20 protein-coding genes are annotated in these 17,311 nt (G+C 66.6%); 3 read left to right on the plus strand and 17 right to left on the minus strand.

Features of this window, described 5'->3' with window-relative positions:
- Positions 1-98: 98 nt before the first annotated feature.
- Together msrB and LO787_RS12500 are read right to left on the minus strand one after the other, a co-directional pair.
- On the minus strand, positions 99-497 hold the full coding sequence (gene msrB, locus LO787_RS12495) for a peptide-methionine (R)-S-oxide reductase MsrB (RefSeq protein WP_232496155.1): 399 nt from the start codon (positions 495-497) through the stop codon (positions 99-101).
- A gap of 58 nt (positions 498-555) precedes the next feature.
- Positions 556-1,020 carry a cupin domain-containing protein gene (locus LO787_RS12500; protein ID WP_232496156.1) on the minus strand — a complete coding sequence of 155 codons (465 nt, stop codon included), beginning with the start codon at positions 1,018-1,020 and terminating at the stop codon, positions 556-558.
- Positions 1,021-1,070: 50 nt separating this feature from the next.
- Here LO787_RS12500 and dapE point away from each other — a divergent pair, with 50 nt between their 5' ends.
- The gene (dapE, locus tag LO787_RS12505; protein WP_232496157.1) at positions 1,071-2,228 is read left to right on the plus strand and encodes a succinyl-diaminopimelate desuccinylase; all 1,158 of its coding nucleotides are present in this window, start codon (positions 1,071-1,073) and stop codon (positions 2,226-2,228) included.
- Positions 2,229-2,421: 193 nt separating this feature from the next.
- Positions 2,422-3,741: a dicarboxylate/amino acid:cation symporter gene (locus LO787_RS12510; protein ID WP_232496158.1), complete on the plus strand. Its 1,320-nt coding sequence runs from the start codon at positions 2,422-2,424 to the stop codon at positions 3,739-3,741.
- Between the two features lie 46 nt (positions 3,742-3,787).
- On the opposite strand, the gene LO787_RS12515 is transcribed toward LO787_RS12510, so the two are convergent.
- The 3 genes from LO787_RS12515 to dapB form a co-directional block, all read right to left on the minus strand.
- A complete protein-coding gene (locus LO787_RS12515) occupies positions 3,788-4,183 on the minus strand; it encodes a hypothetical protein (protein ID WP_232496159.1) in 396 nt (131 codons plus the stop codon).
- A gap of 83 nt (positions 4,184-4,266) precedes the next feature.
- Positions 4,267-4,926: an endonuclease III gene (gene nth, locus LO787_RS12520; protein ID WP_232496160.1), complete on the minus strand. Its 660-nt coding sequence runs from the start codon at positions 4,924-4,926 to the stop codon at positions 4,267-4,269.
- Positions 4,923-5,651 (minus strand): 4-hydroxy-tetrahydrodipicolinate reductase, encoded by a 729-nt coding sequence (gene dapB / locus LO787_RS12525; protein ID WP_232496161.1) that lies wholly within the window; start codon positions 5,649-5,651, stop codon positions 4,923-4,925. The genes nth and dapB overlap by 4 nt, the downstream gene beginning before the upstream one ends.
- 93 nt (positions 5,652-5,744) lie before the next feature.
- On the opposite strand from dapB, the gene LO787_RS12530 reads away from it, so the two are divergent.
- Positions 5,745-6,455, plus strand: a complete 711-nt coding sequence (locus tag LO787_RS12530; protein WP_232496162.1) for an NAD-dependent deacylase — start codon at positions 5,745-5,747, stop codon at positions 6,453-6,455.
- 28 nt (positions 6,456-6,483) lie between these two features.
- On the opposite strand, the gene LO787_RS12535 is transcribed toward LO787_RS12530, so the two are convergent.
- From LO787_RS12535 to LO787_RS12590, 12 genes are all read right to left on the minus strand, one after another.
- Positions 6,484-7,275 carry a HesA/MoeB/ThiF family protein gene (locus tag LO787_RS12535; protein ID WP_232496163.1) on the minus strand — a complete coding sequence of 264 codons (792 nt, stop codon included), beginning with the start codon at positions 7,273-7,275 and terminating at the stop codon, positions 6,484-6,486.
- A complete protein-coding gene (locus LO787_RS12540) occupies positions 7,272-7,676 on the minus strand; it encodes a DUF983 domain-containing protein (protein WP_232496164.1) in 405 nt (134 codons plus the stop codon). The genes LO787_RS12535 and LO787_RS12540 overlap by 4 nt, the downstream gene beginning before the upstream one ends.
- Before the next feature lie 134 nt (positions 7,677-7,810).
- Entirely contained in the window at positions 7,811-8,662 is an 852-nt protein-coding gene (locus tag LO787_RS12545) for a GGDEF domain-containing protein (protein ID WP_232496165.1), read from the minus strand.
- A gap of 201 nt (positions 8,663-8,863) precedes the next feature.
- Positions 8,864-10,297, minus strand: a complete 1,434-nt coding sequence (dnaA, locus tag LO787_RS12550; protein ID WP_232496303.1) for a chromosomal replication initiator protein DnaA — start codon at positions 10,295-10,297, stop codon at positions 8,864-8,866.
- A 555-nt stretch (positions 10,298-10,852) separates the two neighbouring features.
- Positions 10,853-11,113 (minus strand): 30S ribosomal protein S20, encoded by a 261-nt coding sequence (gene rpsT, locus LO787_RS12555; RefSeq protein WP_232496166.1) that lies wholly within the window; start codon positions 11,111-11,113, stop codon positions 10,853-10,855.
- 201 nt (positions 11,114-11,314) lie between these two features.
- A complete protein-coding gene (mutM, locus tag LO787_RS12560) occupies positions 11,315-12,127 on the minus strand; it encodes a bifunctional DNA-formamidopyrimidine glycosylase/DNA-(apurinic or apyrimidinic site) lyase (RefSeq protein ID WP_232496167.1) in 813 nt (270 codons plus the stop codon).
- Between the two features lie 55 nt (positions 12,128-12,182).
- Positions 12,183-13,214, minus strand: a complete 1,032-nt coding sequence (gene ribA / locus LO787_RS12565; protein WP_232496168.1) for a GTP cyclohydrolase II — start codon at positions 13,212-13,214, stop codon at positions 12,183-12,185.
- A 41-nt stretch (positions 13,215-13,255) separates the two neighbouring features.
- The gene (gene xth, locus LO787_RS12570; RefSeq protein WP_232496169.1) at positions 13,256-14,044 is read right to left on the minus strand and encodes an exodeoxyribonuclease III; all 789 of its coding nucleotides are present in this window, start codon (positions 14,042-14,044) and stop codon (positions 13,256-13,258) included.
- 509 nt (positions 14,045-14,553) lie between these two features.
- Positions 14,554-15,210 (minus strand): LolA family protein, encoded by a 657-nt coding sequence (locus tag LO787_RS12575; protein ID WP_232496170.1) that lies wholly within the window; start codon positions 15,208-15,210, stop codon positions 14,554-14,556.
- Positions 15,211-15,252: 42 nt separating this feature from the next.
- Entirely contained in the window at positions 15,253-15,420 is a 168-nt protein-coding gene (gene rpmG / locus LO787_RS12580; RefSeq protein ID WP_008831595.1) for a 50S ribosomal protein L33, read from the minus strand.
- Positions 15,421-15,576: 156 nt separating this feature from the next.
- Positions 15,577-16,365 carry a polyphosphate kinase 2 gene (ppk2, locus tag LO787_RS12585; RefSeq protein WP_232496171.1) on the minus strand — a complete coding sequence of 263 codons (789 nt, stop codon included), beginning with the start codon at positions 16,363-16,365 and terminating at the stop codon, positions 15,577-15,579.
- Positions 16,366-16,369: 4 nt separating this feature from the next.
- On the minus strand, positions 16,370-17,182 hold the full coding sequence (locus LO787_RS12590; protein WP_232496172.1) for an undecaprenyl-diphosphate phosphatase: 813 nt from the start codon (positions 17,180-17,182) through the stop codon (positions 16,370-16,372).
- Positions 17,183-17,311 lie beyond the last annotated feature (129 nt).

Below are 17,311 nucleotides of genomic sequence, written 5' to 3' on the forward strand. Positions count from 1 at the left end.
CGGGGTTTGCATGGGAAATCCTTGCCGCCTGCACGGGGAGGTGCAGTTCGAAGAGAACGCATTCCTCCCCGAGCTTGCCCGGGGAGGAACTTGTCACCTCAGTCCTTCGGTTCGAAGTCCAGCGAGGCGCTGTTGATGCAGTAGCGCAGGCCCGCCGGTCCCGGGCCGTCAGGGAAGACGTGGCCGAGGTGGCCATCGCACTTGGAGCAGCGCACTTCGGTGCGGATCATGCCGTGCGAGGTATCGCGCAGTTCGTCGATCGCGGTGTCCTCGACCGGGGCGGTGTAGCTCGGCCAGCCGCAGCCGGATTCGTACTTCGCCTCGGATTCGAACAGCGGCGCGCCGCAGCCCGCGCAGGTGTAGAGGCCTTCCTGCTTGTTCTTCTCGTACTTGCCGGTGAAGGCGCGTTCGGTGCCGGCCTGGCGCAGCACGTAGTACTGCTCGGGGCTCAGGCGCTCGCGCCACTCGGCATCGGTAAGCTGGATCTTGTCGGTCATCGGGGGAGCTCTCCTTCGGACGCGGATATGGGGCGGAAACCCTGAGGATTCCAGAGGGTCAGCGCATCCGTTCGGTCGGGTACGGGGTGCCGTCCTTGTGGAAGTAGCCGTCGCCGTCGAACTTCATGTCGATGTCGGAATAGGCGCCGGTGCCTTGCGGATTGCCCGCGCTGATGGCGACGAAGCTGCAATCGGCGTCGCTCTCGTTGATGAGGTGATGCCCGTCGATGACGCCCTTGGCCCATGCGCAGACGTCGCCGGGGCGCAGGACGGTGCGGCCGCCGTCCTCCACCAGCACCGCCTCGCCGGTCAGCATGACGAGCAGTTCGTCCTCGTCGTCGTGCCAGTGCCGCTGGCTGGACCATGCGCCGGGCTTGAGCACCACATGGCTCGCGCCCATCTGCGTCAGCCCGCCCGCCGGGGCGAGCCTGCGCCACCAGCGCCCCTCCACCGCCGCGTCGAAAGGCGCGGGATAGCCGGTGCGGTTGGCCTGCGGGATGGCGTCCAGATCGAGCTTGGGCATGGTCCTCACCTATGGTCATGGCGCGCGGGTTATGCGATGGCGCGCAGGATATGTCCCAGACCGCCCCTCTCACCGCAAGTGTCGCCGATCTCGCCGAAGCGCTGATCGCCTGCCCCAGCGTCACCCCCGCCACCGGCATGGTGTTCGACTGCCTCGAAGGCCAGCTCGCCCCGCTCGGGTTCGAGGTGACGCGCTTCATCGCGGGCGAGGCGCCGGACGGCCCGGTCGAGAACCTGTTCGCGGTGCGTCGCGGGCCTGAAGGTTCGCGCCACTTCGCCTTTGCCGGCCACCTCGACGTGGTGCCGCCGGGCGAAGGCTGGACGAGCGCGCCGTTCCTGCCCGAGCGGCGCGGCATCGGCGAGAATGAGCTGCTTTATGGTCGCGGCGCGGTCGACATGAAGGGCTCGATCGCGGCGATGGTCGCCGCCGTGGCGCAGGTTCCGGCGGACGCGGGCACGGTCAGCTTCGTCATCACCGGCGACGAGGAAGGCCCGGCCCGCTTCGGCACCATCGCCCTCATCGACCTGATGCGCGAAAAGGGCGAAATCCCGGACCTCTGCCTCGTCGGGGAGCCCACCTCGGTCAACCGGCTGGGCGACATGATGAAGGTCGGCCGCCGCGGTTCGGTGAACATCTGGCTCGAGGTCGAGGGCGTGCAGGGCCACGTCGCCTACCCGCACCTTGCCGACAATCCGATCACGAAACTCGTGGCGATCATGGCCGAACTCGACGCCATCGTGCTCGATGAAGGGACCGACTGGTTCCAGGCCAGCAACCTCGAGATCACCGACCTTTCCTGCGGCAACCCGGCCACCAACGTGATCCCGGCCAAGGCATCGGCGCGCATCTCGGTCCGCTTCAACGACCTCCACACCGGAGAGGGCCTTGCCGTCCGCGTCGCCGAGATCGCGCAGCGCCACGGCGGCACCGCCCGCGCCGTGATCTCGGGCGAGGCGTTCCTGACCGAACCCGGCGCCTTCTCCGCCATTCTGGCCGAAGCCATCCGCGCCGAGACCGGCGTGGAGCCGGAACTCTCGACCAGCGGCGGCACCTCGGATGCGCGGTTCCTCAAGGATCTGTCGCCGGTCATCGAGTTCGGCCTGTGCAACGCGACGATGCACAAGCGGGACGAGGCCGTGGCGGTAGCCGACCTCGAAGCGCTGGCGCGCATCTATCGGCGGGTCACACTGGCGGCGTTGGCGGGCTGACTCCGTCATTGCGAGCGCAACGAAGCAATCCGGGCCCGCTTGAATCGTGCTGGATTGCTTCGCTGCGCTCGCAATGACGAGGCGTGGTTTGCGGCTTGTCCGGGCAAATCCGCGCCACCGTCGTTGACCGGCCCGGCAACGATGTTAGTTTCGGCGGCAATTTCATGACGCCACCATTTTCAAGGGGTTCGCAATGGGCAGGCGCCTGACGCTTTTCATTCTGATCGGCATGGTGCTCGGCATCGCGACCGGCTGGGCGCTCCACGCGAGCCTGCCCGCAGGCGATCCGCGCCTTGCCGAGTGGGCGGACCACTTCAAGCTGCTGCCCGATGTCTTCCTGAAGCTCATCAAGATGATCCTCGCACCGCTGGTCTTCGCGACCATCGTGACCGGCATCGCGGGCATGGGCGACAGCACGGCGCTGGGTCGTATCGGCGGCAAGGCGCTGGCGTGGTTCATCACCGCCAGCCTGTGCTCGCTCGGCCTCGGCCTGATCCTCGTCAACCTGTTCAAGCCCGGCGTCGGCGTGGGGCTTGAGACCGGGACCGACGTGGGCGACCTCGAAATGGGCGAACTGTCGCTGCGGCACTTCATCCTCGAGATTTTCCCGGCCAGCCCGTTCGAGGCGATGGCGCAGAATCACATCCTGCAGATCCTGATCTTCTCGCTGTTCGTCGGCGTCGGGCTCACCGCCATCGGCGAAAAGGGCGCGCCCATCGTGCGCGCGACCGAGGCGCTGTCGGAGCTGATGCTGCAGATCACCGGCTATGTGATGCGCTTCGCCCCCTTCGCGGTGTTCGGCGCGCTCGCGGCAGTGATCGGCACGCGCGGCCTCGGCATCATCGTGACTTACGGCGTGCTGGTGAGCGAGTTCTACCTCGCCATGGCGCTGCTGTGGGTGCTGCTGTTCTGCGCGGGCGGCCTGTTCCTCGGCAAGCGGGTGGTCACGCTGTTCCGCTACATCCGCGAGCCGCTGCTGCTCTCGTTCTCCACCGCGTCGTCGGAAGCCAGCCTGCCCAAGCTGTTCGAACAGCTCGACCGCTTCGGCGTCCCGCGCCGCGTCTCGGGCTTCATCCTGCCGCTGGGCTACAGCTTCAACCTCGACGGCTCGATGATCTACATGACCTTCGCGTCTATGTTCATCGCGCAGGCCTACGGCATCCACGTTCCGCTGGGCACGCAGATCCTGATGCTGCTGACGCTGATGGTCAGTTCCAAGGGCATCGCCGGCGTGCCGCGCGCCAGCCTCGTCGTGATCGCCGCCACCCTCACCCAGTTCGGCCTGCCGGTGGAAGGCATCGCACTGCTGCTGGGCGTGGACACGTTCCTCGACATGGGCCGCTCGGCCACCAACGTGGTCGGCAACGCGGTCGCGACGGCGGTCATCACGCGCTCGGAAGGGATGCTGCAGCCACTGACGGACCCGGACGCGGACGTGCCCCATTCCCCGCACCACACTATCGCGGACGGACGGCGCGGGCTGAACATCGACCCGGAGCAGTACGACAGCTGACCGGGTCTACAGGCGCGGCTTCGAGAGGTTGCGCCTGCCCCTTCGCTCACTTCGCCAGCTTCACCGGCACGAACGGCCCCATTCCGCAGCCACCCATCCGCTGCCACGAATTGCCGTACTGCTGCAGCGGGTAGATGATGTCCTGTCGGCAGAGCTGCGACAGCGAGGTCTCGTAAGTGAAAGTGCCTGCGGACCTGAGGCCGGAGCAGGTGTTCGGCAGCGTCACGCGCCAGACCTGACTGCCCGCGCCGCCGATGAAGTCGATCGTCCGGTCGTCCCGGATGCGGGTATCGCGAAATCGCGTGATGCCGAGGCAGTCCACCGCTGGCCCGATGGCCTCGGCGGCGGGGGCCGCAGGCGGTGTCTCGCGCGGGCTCTGCTGCGAACAGGCCGTCAGGGTGACGAAGGCGCCGAGCAGCAGCATGGCGGCAGGCTTGTGCATTGTTCTCTCCTCTCGCCCGGAAGCACCCGAGGGAGAGCCCATTGGCGCCCCGAACGGCCTTCCTGTCAACGAAGACGGAGCGATCAGGCCGCAGCCTTGCGGTTGCCCCGGTCCAGCACCTTGTCCCTGAAGCCGCACAGGTCCACCACCGGGCAGCGCCAGCACTCGGGCGTGCGCGCCTTGCAGATGTAGCGGCCGTGCAGGATCAGCCAGTGATGCGCACCGACGCGGAACGGCTGGGGCACCTTCTTCTCCAGCTGCTTCTCCACCGCGAGCGGGGTCTTGCCCTTGGCCAGCCCGGTGCGATTGCCGACACGGAAGATGTGCGTGTCGACCGCGAAGGTCTCCGCACCGAACGCGCAGTTCATGACGACGTTCGCCGTCTTGCGCCCGACGCCGGGCAGTTCGACCATGGCGTCGCGGTCCGCCGGAACCTCGCCGCCGTAGCGATCGACGAGGATCTGCGACAGGGCGATGACGTTCTTCGCCTTGGTGTTGAACAGGCCGATCGTCTTGATGTGCTGCTTGAGCCCCTCTTCGCCGAGCTCGACCATCTGCGCGGGCGTCTTCACTTCGCGGAACAGCGCCCGGGTCGCCTTGTTGACGCCCACGTCGGTCGCCTGCGCCGACAGCGTGACGGCGACGAGAAGCTGGTAGGTATTGCCGAATTCCAGCTCGGTCTCGGGCGTGGGGTTAAGCTCGGCGAGACGGCTGAAGAATTCGAAGATCTGGTCCTTCTTCAAAGACCCAGCACCTCCGGCATGGTGTAGCGGCCCGGCGCCTTGCCGATCAGCCACTGCGCCGCGCGCACCGCGCCCTTGGCGAAGATGCCCCGGTTCTCGGCAAGGTGCGAGAGCGAGAGGCGCTCGTTGTCGGCAAGGAAATGGACGGTGTGATCGCCCGCCACGGTGCCGCCGCGCAGCGCCGCGAAGCCGATGGTGCCCGCCTCGCGCCTGCCGGTGATGCCGTCGCGCCCGCGCACCGCATTCTCGGCAAGGCCGATGCCCCGTCCCTCCGCCGCCGCTTCGCCCAGCAGCAGCGCGGTGCCGGAGGGCGCATCCACCTTCATGCGGTGATGGGTCTCGACGATCTCGATGTCCCAGTCCTCACCCAGCCGCGACGCCGCCTCGCGCACCAGATGCGCCAGCAGGGTGACGCCGAGCGAGGTGTTGCCGGTCTGGAGCACGGGGATCGTCTGCGCCGCCGCGTCGATCAGCCAGTGGTGGCGTTCCTCCAGCCCGGTGGTGCCGATGACGATGGGCAGCCCGGCGACCATGGCGGCATCGAGATTGGCCTCCAGCGCGTCCGGGCTGGTGAAGTCGATCAGGATATCCGCCGCGTCGGTGATGGCGGTGACGTCGCCGCCCTTGTCGACCCCGCACGCCAGATCCTCGCCCGCATCGGCGATGGCCGCCACGATCGCCTGGCCCATGCGCCCCTGGCTGCCGATGATTCCGATTCGTGCCACGTACCTGTCTCCATCCGGCGTTACGCCCTTGCCTGCGCGCATGGCGCAAACGGCGCGGTTCGACAAGTTGCGCGCGCGGGGTATGGTGCAGGCATGGACAGCATCCGCAATATCGTCGTGCTCACCGGCGCGGGCGTCTCGGCCGAAAGCGGCATCGACACCTTCCGTGGAGGCGGCGGCCTGTGGGAGCAGCATCGCGTGGAGGACGTCGCCACGCCCGAGGCCTTCGCGCGCGATCCCGACCTCGTCCTGCGCTTCTACGACATGCGGCGCGAGGCGATCCAGACCAAGGAGCCGAACGCCGCCCACCGCGCGCTGGCGAGGCTGGACGCAGAATGGGACGGCGAACTCCTCATCGTCACGCAGAACGTCGACGACCTGCACGAACGCGCGGGCGCGCGCCGCGTGCTCCACATGCATGGCGAGCACCTCAACGCCTGGTGCATGGCCTGCGACGAGCGTCCGCGCTGGACGGGCACGCTGATCGACCGCCCCGCCTGTCCCGCCTGCGGCGAGGCGGCGCTGCGCCCGGATATCGTGTGGTTCGGGGAAATGCCCTACCGCATGGACGAGATCTTCGCGGCGCTGGAGCAGGCGGACCTGTTCGTCTCCATCGGCACCTCGGGCGCGGTCTACCCGGCGGCAGGGTTCGTGCGCAATGCGCGGGAACTGGGCGTCGAGACGCTGGAGCTCAACCTCGAACCCTCGCAGGGAACGCTATGGTTCGACGAGGCGCGCCATGGCCCCGCGACCGAACTGGTGCCGGAATGGGTGGCGGAAATACTGGCGGGAAGCAGAGCCTGAACTGAACCTAAGGTACTCTTAAAGCGACTCAGGCTGCGCTTCCCGAAGCCTCAACGCCGTTACACGCCCGACAAGCCGGATCCTTGGCGATCCTGAGCGGGCGCATCGACGGAGCCAGCCCGTCGATCAGGTGAAGCGTCCCGAACTGCGGCTCCCCGAAGGCGGAGTGCCCCGCCAGCAGCACCCGCATCGCATGCATCGCCGCGAAGGTGCCGACCATGCCCACCATCGCGCCCAGCACGCCGTCGGCGGCGCAGGTATCGCAGTCGACCGCGTCGAAGGCGTCGCCCACGAAGCAGCGGTAGCAGGCCTGCCCCGGCAGGTGCCCGGCGAAGTTCGCGACCTGCCCCTGGAACCGCCCGATCGCCGCCGTGGTCAGCGGAATCCCCAGTTCTACGCAGGTATCTGACACGACGAGCCGAGTCGCGAAGTTGTCACAACCGTCCAGTACGAGATCGGCGCCGGATAGGACGTCACGCGTGTTGTCATCCCCCAGCCTCGCGACGACGGGATCGACCTTGAGGCCAACATCAAAACGCCGCACCCATTCGGCTGCCGTTTCCGCCTTGGGCCTGCCGACATCCGACGGCGTGAAAATCGTCTGACGCTGGAGATTGCTGACGTCGACGACGTCATCATCCACCAGAGTGAGATGTCCTATGCCGGCTGCGGCGAGATACTGCAGGGAAGGACTGCCTATCCCGCCGCAGCCGACCAGCACCACATGCGCGTCGCTCAGCGCCACCTGCCCTACCCCGCCGACTTCGGGCAGGACGATGTGGCGCGCGAAGCGGCCTATGCGGTCGGGGGAAATGCTCACGGCCTGCCTTCATCCTCGGTCCGGGGATCGGGCAGGCGTTCCCTGACGAAGCCGTGCATGCCGAACCACCACTGCGTCGCGATCACCCCGCCCTTCGCCGGTTGCAGCATCCCGAGCATCATCGCCACCGCCAGCGGCACCACGATCCCCAGCATCGCCACCGGCCCAAGCTCGAAATCGAGCGAGAGCATGATGATGAGCGGCGCCATCAGGTGCCCGGTGACGATCATGGCGATGTAGGCGGGAAAGTCGTCTGCGCGCTGCGGCGTCAGGTCGAGCGCGCAGACCGGGCACCGCTCACGCGGCTTGAGCCACTTTCGAAACAGGCTTCCCTCGCCGCAGCGGGGGCAACGGCCCCGGGCGCCGCGCAGAAGGGCCTGTGAGAACGTGGCGGGAATCATGGCCCTGCGCCTACAGCATGGCGCGGCGGGGGTGAAGCGCCAAAGACGCCGGGTCGATTGCGCGGTTCGGTTGCCGGGGACGCCGGAGACGGACGCCCCCTGCAACCGGACTGCGCAATCCTTCGGGTATCCGGTCAGAGGCCCAGTACGTGGACCTGGTTGCGCCCGCCGTTCTTGGCCGCATAGAGCGCCGCGTCGGCCTGCTTGGTCGCTTCGCCGAGCTGCGTGAAGCTGCGCACCGGCGCGAGGCCGCAGGAGAACGTGACCGCCCGGTCCTGCACGCCGAGGTTGGTGTCGAGCGCCACCGTCGCGCGCAGGCGCTCCATGACGAGGCGGGCTTCATCAAGCGTGGTGTCGGGCAGCAGGACCGCGAACTCCTCACCACCCCAGCGCGCGGCGATATCGCTGCGGCGCAGATGGTCCTCGATGCGGCGGGCCAGTGCCTTCAGCAGCACGTCGCCGGTATCGTGGCCGAATTCGTCGTTCACATGCTTGAAGTGATCGATGTCGATGAGCGCCAGCACGGCATTGCTCCTGCCGCGCAGGATCTGCTCTGCCGAATCGAGGAAACCGCGCCGATTGCGGATGCCGGTCAGCGGGTCGCGCTCGGCGGCATCGACAAGCTGCTCGATCCGCGCCGCCGTCTCGTTGGCGGCGATGGCCACGCCGTTCAGCAGGCGCCCGACCAGATCGTCAGTGCCCTGGGGGATCACGGCGATACGCTCGCCCGCCTGGATGGCCTGAAGCATCGTCGTCGCCTGCCCGATCGGTGAGAGCAGCGCATGGATCGCGGCCAGACCAAGGCCCGTTCCGACCAGAGTGGCGACGAGGAGCGTGACGAGGGTATCGAGTTGCCAGTGCCCGGTGACGGCCTGAAATACGACGCAGGCGATCAGGGGAACGTGGACGGCGCCGAAACATACGAGGAGAATCCGCCGCTCATAACTGCGGGGAAACAGGAAAGTCGTGGCTTGATAGAAGCGCATGGGGGGAATGCCTCTTCCGCTGAAACTGAGAATGAAACGCAAATGCGTTCCCTTGAGGCTACAAACGCACACTTATCCAAAAGTTAATCCGGGTACTTAACGGCCGCGAACCAATGTCCCCAAACGCAGATCGCCGCCCCGAACCGGAGCGGCGACCTGTCGGCAACCCTGTGGATAGGTCCGGCACAGGCCGGTGAAAACTCAGCTTTCGAGCTGGCGCAGCAGCGAACGCACGTCGCCGTCCATGTCGGCATCGCGGGTGCGAAGCTCTTCGATCAGGCGTACCGCGTGGATCACGGTCGAGTGGTCGCGACCGCCGAACTTGCGACCGATCTCCGGGTAGGAACGCGGCGTCAGCACCTTGGCAAGATACATCGCCACCTGACGCGGACGCACGACGGCGCGAGCGCGGCGCTTGCTGCTCATCTCGGTGCGGTCGATGCGGTAGAACTGGCAGACCGTGCGCTGGATCTCGTCGATCGTGATCCGGCGGCGGTTGGCCGAGAGGATATCGGTCAGCTGCTCTTCGGCAAGCTGGAGCGAGACGGCCTGCCCGGTCAGCTGCGCATAGGCGATCAGCTTGTTGAGGCCGCCGACGAGCTCACGCACGTTGCGGTTGATGGTGCGCGCGAGGAACTCGATGACGTCGGCAGGCACTTCGATCGAAGCGAAGCGGCCAAGGCGATTCTCGAGGATCGAGCGGCGCAGTTCGATGTCGGCGGGCTGGATGTCGGCGACGAGGCCCATCGACAGGCGCGACAGCAGGCGCGGCTCGACACCGTCGAGCGCCTGCGGGGCGCGGTCGGCGGCGAAGACGAGGCGCTTGCCTTCCTGGAGCAGCGCGTCGATCGTGTAGAGCAGTTCCTCCTGCGCGGAGGCCTTGCCGATGATGAACTGGATGTCGTCGACCAGCAGCAGGTCGAAGCCGCGCAGGCGCGACTTGAATTCGATCATCTGGTTCTGGCGCAGCGCCTGCACGAACTCGACCATGAAGCGCTCGGCCGAGCAGTAGAAGATGCGCGCATGCGGGTGGGCCGCCAGATAGGCATGGCCGATGGCGTGGAGCAGGTGCGTCTTGCCCTGCCCGGTCGCGGCCTTGAGGTAGAGCGGCGAGAACTGCGGCGTCTCGGTCGCGGCCATGCGCTGGGCGGCATTGCACGCGAGCACGTTGGACGTGCCGGTCACGAAGCTGTTGAAGGTCTGCGAGGCGTCGATGCCCGCCGGGCCCTGCCCGAGCGCGGCGAACGATTCGCCGGCAAGCGCGACCGACAGCGGATCGACCGAACCGGCAGCCGAATCGTTGGCCGGAGCGCTGGCGGGACGACCGCCGCTGCCCAGGCGCAGTTCGGGAAGCTGGCGACGGCCGGGATGCACGAGGATGCGCACGTGGCGCACGTCGGGGCGCGCGATCTTCCATGCGAGCGAGAGGCGGTCGGCGAAGCGATCGTTCACCCAGTTCGCCGAGAACTCGGTCGGCAGGTAGAGATCGAGCGTGCCGGTCTCCTTGCACCAGTTGCCCGGCTGGATCGGCTTGATCCACTGGCTGTGCGCCTGGTGGCCCAGGTCCTTGCGCAGGCCCTGGCTGATGTCTGCCCAGTCCGCCGCCAGGTTAACGGCTTCCTGATCCTCTTCCATCGCCACTCGCACCGCCTTCGACTTCCTATTCACGTTAGTACCTTCGACCGTGGAAGCGGTTACCGAGGGCTGTCCTGCAGACGTATTCGACATCGTTTCGAACCCCCGAACTCACACGGTCCCCGAATGCTGCGGAAACGCCGGCAAAGCGTCAGCAGAGTAAAAGCTTCCCCCAGCCGCGAACGCCCCGTTTCGCAGCTGTCGTTCCACAATGAATCGCTGTGTTCCCCGGCCAGTTCCGCAACGGCCGAGACCCTTTTAGGAACCGGTTTGCAGCGCAGGCAAGACAGCGGTCCCCAAATAAAAAAAATTATGAAGGTTGACTCACGTGTGAGTGCCCAAAATCCGTCGCTGAACTGTAATGCGCTTTAAAATCATACAGTTGCGCAGCGCAACAATCCGAATCGCAGTGTTTCCGGGGCTTTGCCGCAAACGATGTTGCAGTGCCGCAGAAACGAGAACGGAGCCGGGATCGAATGACCCCGGCTCCGTTCTCGTTTCGTCCTGAGACAGGTGGCTAGCAGCCTGCCCAGTACTGCGAATCACCCACTCGAATCAGAGTGCGGCGACGCGCTTCGTCAGACGCGACAGCTTGCGCGCAGCCGTGTTCTTGTGGAGCACGCCACGAGCAACGCCACGAGCCAGCTCGGGCTGCGCTTCCTTGAGGGCGGCAGCAGCAGCGGTCTTGTCGCCACCGGCCAGAGCGGCCTCGACCTTCTTCACGAAGGTGCGGATGCGGCTGACGCGGTTGGTGTTGATCTCTGCACGGCGCTCGTTGCGACGGATGCGCTTGCGGGCTTGCGGCGTATTGGCCATCGATATTCCTCTGTCTGGGCGGCCAACACGGTGAGCGGCCCCAATTGCCTAACGAATCTATTCGGCGAACGGACTCGCCGGAAAGCGCGCCCCTTACAGTTGAAGCCGGGTTGCGTCAACCCGACGCGACCGCCGGAAAGCGCCTATTTCTGGCCTTCAGGGCCGCAAGCGGCCACGCTCAGACGCCGCGCGGGCTTGGCGCTACCTCTGGCAGCGCCGGCACCAAAACGTGCTCCGCCCACCCTGCACGAAGCGCAGGACCGGGCTGCCGCAGGAACAGGCGTCGCCCTCCCGCCCGTAGACCCGCCAAGATGCCGCGAAGTAGCCGAGTTCGCCGTTAGGCTGAGCATAATCCTTGATCGTGGATCCGCCCGCCGCGATCGATTCGCCGAGCACGTCGCGAATCGCAGGCACCAGCCGCGACAGCGCGGGCATCGTCACGCGCCCTGCCTCCTTGTCCGGGCGGATGCCGGAGCGGAACAGCGCCTCGCACACGTAGATGTTGCCCAGCCCCGCGACGATCGTCTGGTCGAGCAGCATCTGCTTGATCGGCGCGATCCGGCCCGCGAAGGCGCTGCGCAAGTGCGCCGCCGTCAGTTCCTCACCCAGCGGCTCCGGCCCGAGCGCGGCGAACGGTCCCCAGGCATCGAGCCCCCCGGTGGCCACCAGATCGACCGAGCCGAACCGCCGTGCGTCATTGAGCGCCAGAACGTGGCCCCCGCCGGTCTCCAGGACAAGGTGATCGTGCTTGTCGGGCGTCTCCGGTTCGATACGCCAGCGGCCCGACATGCCGAGGTGGAACACCATCGTTTGCTCGCGGTCGGTATGGATCAACCCGTACTTGGCGCGCCGCCCCATCCCCGTCACCCGCGCGCCGGTCAGCACCTGCACCAGATCGGGCGGGAACGGACGGCGCAGGTCCGGCCGGTTGACCGAGACGCGGGCGATCCGCTCACCTTCGAGAAAGCGCGCAAGACCGCGCACGGTGGTTTCGACTTCGGGTAATTCAGGCATCGGCGTGTAGATACGGCACCGGACAAAAAACGCCAATCGTCGTCCCGGACGACGTTCAGAGCAGATGCCCCGTGCGGTCCCGCTTCGTCTCGAGATAGCGCGCATTGTGCGGGTTGGGCGGCAACTGGTGCGGCACGCGCTCCACCACCTCGACGCCGACGCCCTGCAGCGCCGCGACCTTGGCGGGGTTGTTCGTCATCAGGCGAATCGCATGAACGCCCAGCAGTTCGAGCATCCGTGCCGCCACCGGGAAGTCGCGCGCCTCGGTCGGCAGGCCGAGCCGGTTGTTGGCGTCCACCGTATCATAGCCCGCGTCCTGCAGGCTGTAGGCGCGCAGCTTGTTGACGAGGCCGATGCCCCTGCCCTCCTGCCGCAGATAGAGCAGCACGCCCCAGCCGCCGTCTTCAGCCTCGTCCGCCATGGCGCGCAGGGCGGCGTTCAGCTGCGGACCGCAATCGCACTTGAGGCTGCCGAGGATATCGCCGGTCAGGCATTCGGAATGGAGCCGCACCAGCGGGGGACGCCCGCCATCCTGCGTGCCGATGACAAGCGCGACATGCTCGCGCAAGTCATCGAGCGCGCGGAAGGCGACGATCTGCGCATTCTCTGCCGCCTCGACCGGGAGCCTTGCACGAGAGGCTATCGCCAGATGCCGCGTATCCTTCCACTCGGCGAGGTCGGCGCTCGAAACGTCCTGCGCCTCGCCCGGATCCGCCGGCGCGACGAGGAAGGCGGGCAGGATTCCGGCAAGCCTTGCCAGTTCCATAGCCGTGCGCGCCGATTCGGGATCGGCGATGGCCTCGGCGGCGAACGGGCCTTTCATCGGATAGGCGAGGTCGAGCGCCGGGTCGGCCACCGCCCGCGCCGTCTCCAGATCGAAAGGCTCGGCAGCGCGAATCAGCACCGGAGCTTCGGGCACCGCCGCCTCGCGCTGGTTGGCGAGCTTGAGCGTCACGGCGCGCGCGGCGGAGATCAGCATGCGCGGCGCGGTCACGCCTGCCGCGAACGCGGTCTCGGCGGGCAGCAGCACTTGCCCCGCCACCCTGACCGGCCAGCCGTGACGCAGCGCATCGAGCGCCAGCGCCACGCGCCGGGTCGAAGCGCAGCTGGCAAGGCGAGCCGCCTCGCTCAGAGTTCGAACTCCGTCACGAGCGGGATATGGTCGCTCGGCTGGTCCCAGCGGCGGGTTTCCTCGACGAAGTGATGCCCGCGCGCCTGCGGGGCGAGATCGGGCGAGGCCCACATGTGGTCGAGACGGCGGCCCTGGTCCTTCTGGCGCCAGTAGCTGCGATACGACCACCAGGAATAGTTGCGCTCGGGCGCGGGAATGAAGCGGCGCCCCAGATCGTCGAAGCCCGCCGCGTCCTGAAGGCGCTTGAGCGTCTCGACCTCGATCGGCGTATGGCTGACCACCTTGAGCAGCGCCTTGTGGTCGTAGACATCCGATTCGAGCGGGGCGATGTTGAAGTCGCCGACGATCAGGGTCGGACGCTCGATCTTGTCGGCCCAGCGGGTCATGCGTTCGAGGAAGTCGAGCTTCTGGCCGAACTTGGGGTTCACCTCGCGGTCGGCCACGTCGCCGCCCGCCGGGATGTAGACGTTCTCCAGCACCATGCCCTGCCCCGGTCCCAGCAGTTCGACGCCGATGTGGCGGGCCTCGCCATTGTCCTGCCAGTCGTGCTTCGAGAAATCCCGGAACGGCACCTTCGAGACGGTGGCGACGCCGTGATAACCCTTCTGCCCGTGGATCGCGCGGTGGCTGTAGCCGAGCCGCTCGAACATCTCGTGCGGGAACAGGTGCTCGGCGACCTTGATCTCCTGCAGGCACAGGACGTCGGGCGCCTGCTCGGTCAGGAAGCGTTCGACCTGGTCGATGCGCAGGCGGACGGAATTGATGTTCCAGGTGGCGATCTTCATGGCGCTGGCTTTAGGGATGGCCTGCAGGAATTGCCAGAGGGTGGCGGAGAGGTCGGATGACCTTTGCCTGTGCCCCTCCACCATCCTTCGGATGGCCCCCCTCCCCGTGCCGGGGAGGAATGCGCGACGCGGCTTTTTCTGCGGTCTGGATTGGCTCAGGCCGGAGCGAGAATGGTGCCGGTCGAGAACCGGCGCGCAGCGTACTTCAGTACGTGAGCACCGGAAGCGCAGAACGGTGCCGTTCGCAGCCCGGCATGGGCCAATCCAGACCGCAGAAAACAGAAAACCCTCGAGCCGGGGGCAGAGGCTCGAGGGTTCCTGTAAGCGTTCGTCACGCTAGTATCAGAAAGACCACTCAGGAGGCGCGGGCAACAGGGGGGAAACCCGCCTCAAGTCGTTTCTGACAAGACCTATGTAGGATGCTTCGCCTTGCTGCCAAGTGAACGAAGTTAAGGAAACTGTCGCAGTTTGTCGCTAGGCACGCACACCCCGCGACAAACCGTGCCCTCTCATCGACGGTTCCGGGGGCGCGGATCGTTCCAGCGGAAGTCCGCGTCAGTCACCGGCACGCCGTAGCGCTGGTTCGCGAGGCTGATGGTGGTGCGCTTGTTCTGCGAGTCGAGCGCAACCCAGTAGGTCAGTTCCAGCCCGCCCGGCGCGGAGGCCTTGCGCGAGAAGATCAGCGTGATCACCCCGTATTCGGGATGCGAGCGGTCGCGCACCTCGATGCTGATGACGTTGGGATTGCCGGTCTGGAGAACCTTGCCGAACTTCGCGACATCGCGCGTGGGATCGAGCAGCGCGCCGAGCGGGCTGTTCTTGATCGGCCAGCGCTGCACCTGCCGCACGTCGTAGTCGATGAGCGTCAGCGCGCGCCCGTCCCCGACGATTAGCATGTTGGCGCTCTTCTCGTACTGGAAACGGATCTTGCCGGGGCGCTTGAGCGTCAGGACGCCGCGCACCGACTGGCCGGAGCGGTCGGTCTGGACGAAGTCCGCCTTCATCGAATCGATGGCACGCAGCGCGGCGACGGCCTGGTCGAGCTGCTCCGCGTCGGCCGGGGATGCGGCCGTGGCCACGCCCGGAACGAAGGCTGCAGGAACGGAAAGCGCGGCCAAAGCGGCCGCGCTCACGCATGATCGAAAGGTTTTCTTCACGTGGTTCATGGCTTTCCCGTTGGGTCCACAGCCTTGAACCGACCGTGAACCTTACTTGATCTTGGCTTCCTTGAACTCGACGTGCTTGCGCACGACGGGATCGTACTTCTTGAAGCTGAACTTCTCGGTCGTGTTCCGCGGATTTTTCTTGGTCACGTAGAAAAAGCCGGTGTCGGCGGTCGAGACAAGACGGATCTTGACGGTTGCGGGCTTCGCCATGGCGGTATCCTGTACTTTCTAAGTTGCAGCCGCCCTGGCAGGCCGGCGTTACGACAAATCATAAAGGGGCGACACCGAGGCGCCGCCCTTCAAGGTTGCGCCCATTGCTGGATCGGCCCCGCAAAGTCAAGCGGGAGCCTCCGATTCGCAGCCGATTCAGGGAAGTGGAAACGGCCTGATCGGGTCCAGAACCCCGAATTTCTCGCGCCGGGGCTCGCCATCGAGCGGCGGAAGGTCAAGTTCCGGGGCCGCCACCTGCATTTCCGGCAGCCGGTTCAGCAGATCGCGAATCAGGGTGAGGCGACCATGCCGCTGGTCGTTGAAGTCCACCAGCGTCCAGGGCGCATGGGCGGTGTGCGTCGCCTCCAGCATGGCCTCGCGCGCAAGGGTGTAGTCGGCGTACTTTTCGCGCGCGGCGATATCGACGGGGGACAGCTTCCAGCGCTTGAGCGGATCGTCCAGCCGTTCGTGCAGACGCTCCTCCTGCTTGTCCTGATCGCAGGCGAGCCAGTACTTGAAGAGGAGGATGCCGTCGTCGATCAGCATCTTCTCGAAGGTGGGGGCATGGCGCAGGAACGCCTCGACCTCGGCCTGGGTGGCGTAGCCCATCACCCGTTCCACGCCCGCGCGGTTGTACCAAGAACGGTCGAACAGCACGATCTCGCCCTTCGCGGGCAGGTGGTCGACGTAGCGCTGGAAGTACCACTGGCCCTTCTCGCGCTCGCTCGGCGCGGCGAGGGCCACGGTACGGCACTGGCGCGGGTTGAGCTGGCCGGAGACGGCCTTGATCGCGCCGCCCTTCCCCGCCGTGTCGCGCCCCTCGAACAGCACGACGATGCGCGCGCCGGACACCTGCGCCCAGCGCGCCATGCCGACAAGCTCCTGCTCCATCGGCTCGAGGAGTTTCTCGTAGTCCTTGCGACCGAGCTTCTCCCCGTTGCTCATGATGTCAGATCCGCGAAAGGAGGAACAGCGCCACCGCGCCGGCGATGATGCGATACCATGCGAAGGGCGCGAAGCCGGACTTGCTGACGAAGCTCATGAACGCCTTGATGACCACCAGCGCCACCACGAACGAGACGACGAAGCCGATCGCGATCTCGTCCCAGCCCACCGGGCCGACGCCCGATGCCAGCGCTTCATGGTGCTTGAGCAGTTCCAGCGTCGTCGCGCCGACCATCGTCGGCACGGCGAGGAAGAAGCTGAACTCCGCCGCGGTGCGCCGCTCGATGCCCATGGCGAGCGCGCCCATGATCGTCGCGCCCGAGCGGCTGACACCCGGCACCATGGCAAGGCACTGCGCCAGCCCGACGCCGACGCACTGCTTGGCGGGCAGTTCCGCCACGCCGGTCAGCGGACCGGGCTTGGCCACCTTCTCGATGCCGAGGATGGCGATGCCGCCGATGATGAGCGCCCAGGCGACCACGGCAGGCTCGCCCAGCAGCCCCTCGATGAAGTCGTTGAGCAGCAGGCCCAGCACTGCCGAGGGGATGAAGGCCAGCAGCACGTTGCGCACGAAGCGGATGGAGGTGGGGTTGAGCTTGAGCAGCCCCATGCCGACCGCCCAGAACGTGCGCCAGAACTGCACGATCACCGCAAGGATCGCGCCCAGCTGGATGACGATGTTGAAGGTCGCCCACTGGCTGGCGTCATAGCCGAACAGCCGGGTGGCGAGGATGAGGTGGCCGGTCGAGGAGACGGGCAGGAACTCGGTGAGGCCCTCGACAATGCCGAGGAGGATCGCGGTAAGGGTCAGGTCCATAGGCCGCAGGTCATGCCGGACGGGGCGGGCAAGTCAACCGCAGACGTGCTGCACTGCGACAACATGGAGAAAGTTTAAGGTTCGGCGGGACGAAGTTCCTCCCCGAGACAGGCTCGGGGAGGAACTGCC

The sequence above is a fragment of the Novosphingobium kaempferiae genome, assembly GCF_021227995.1.
GTDB classification, from domain to species: Bacteria; Pseudomonadota; Alphaproteobacteria; order Sphingomonadales; family Sphingomonadaceae; genus Novosphingobium; species Novosphingobium kaempferiae.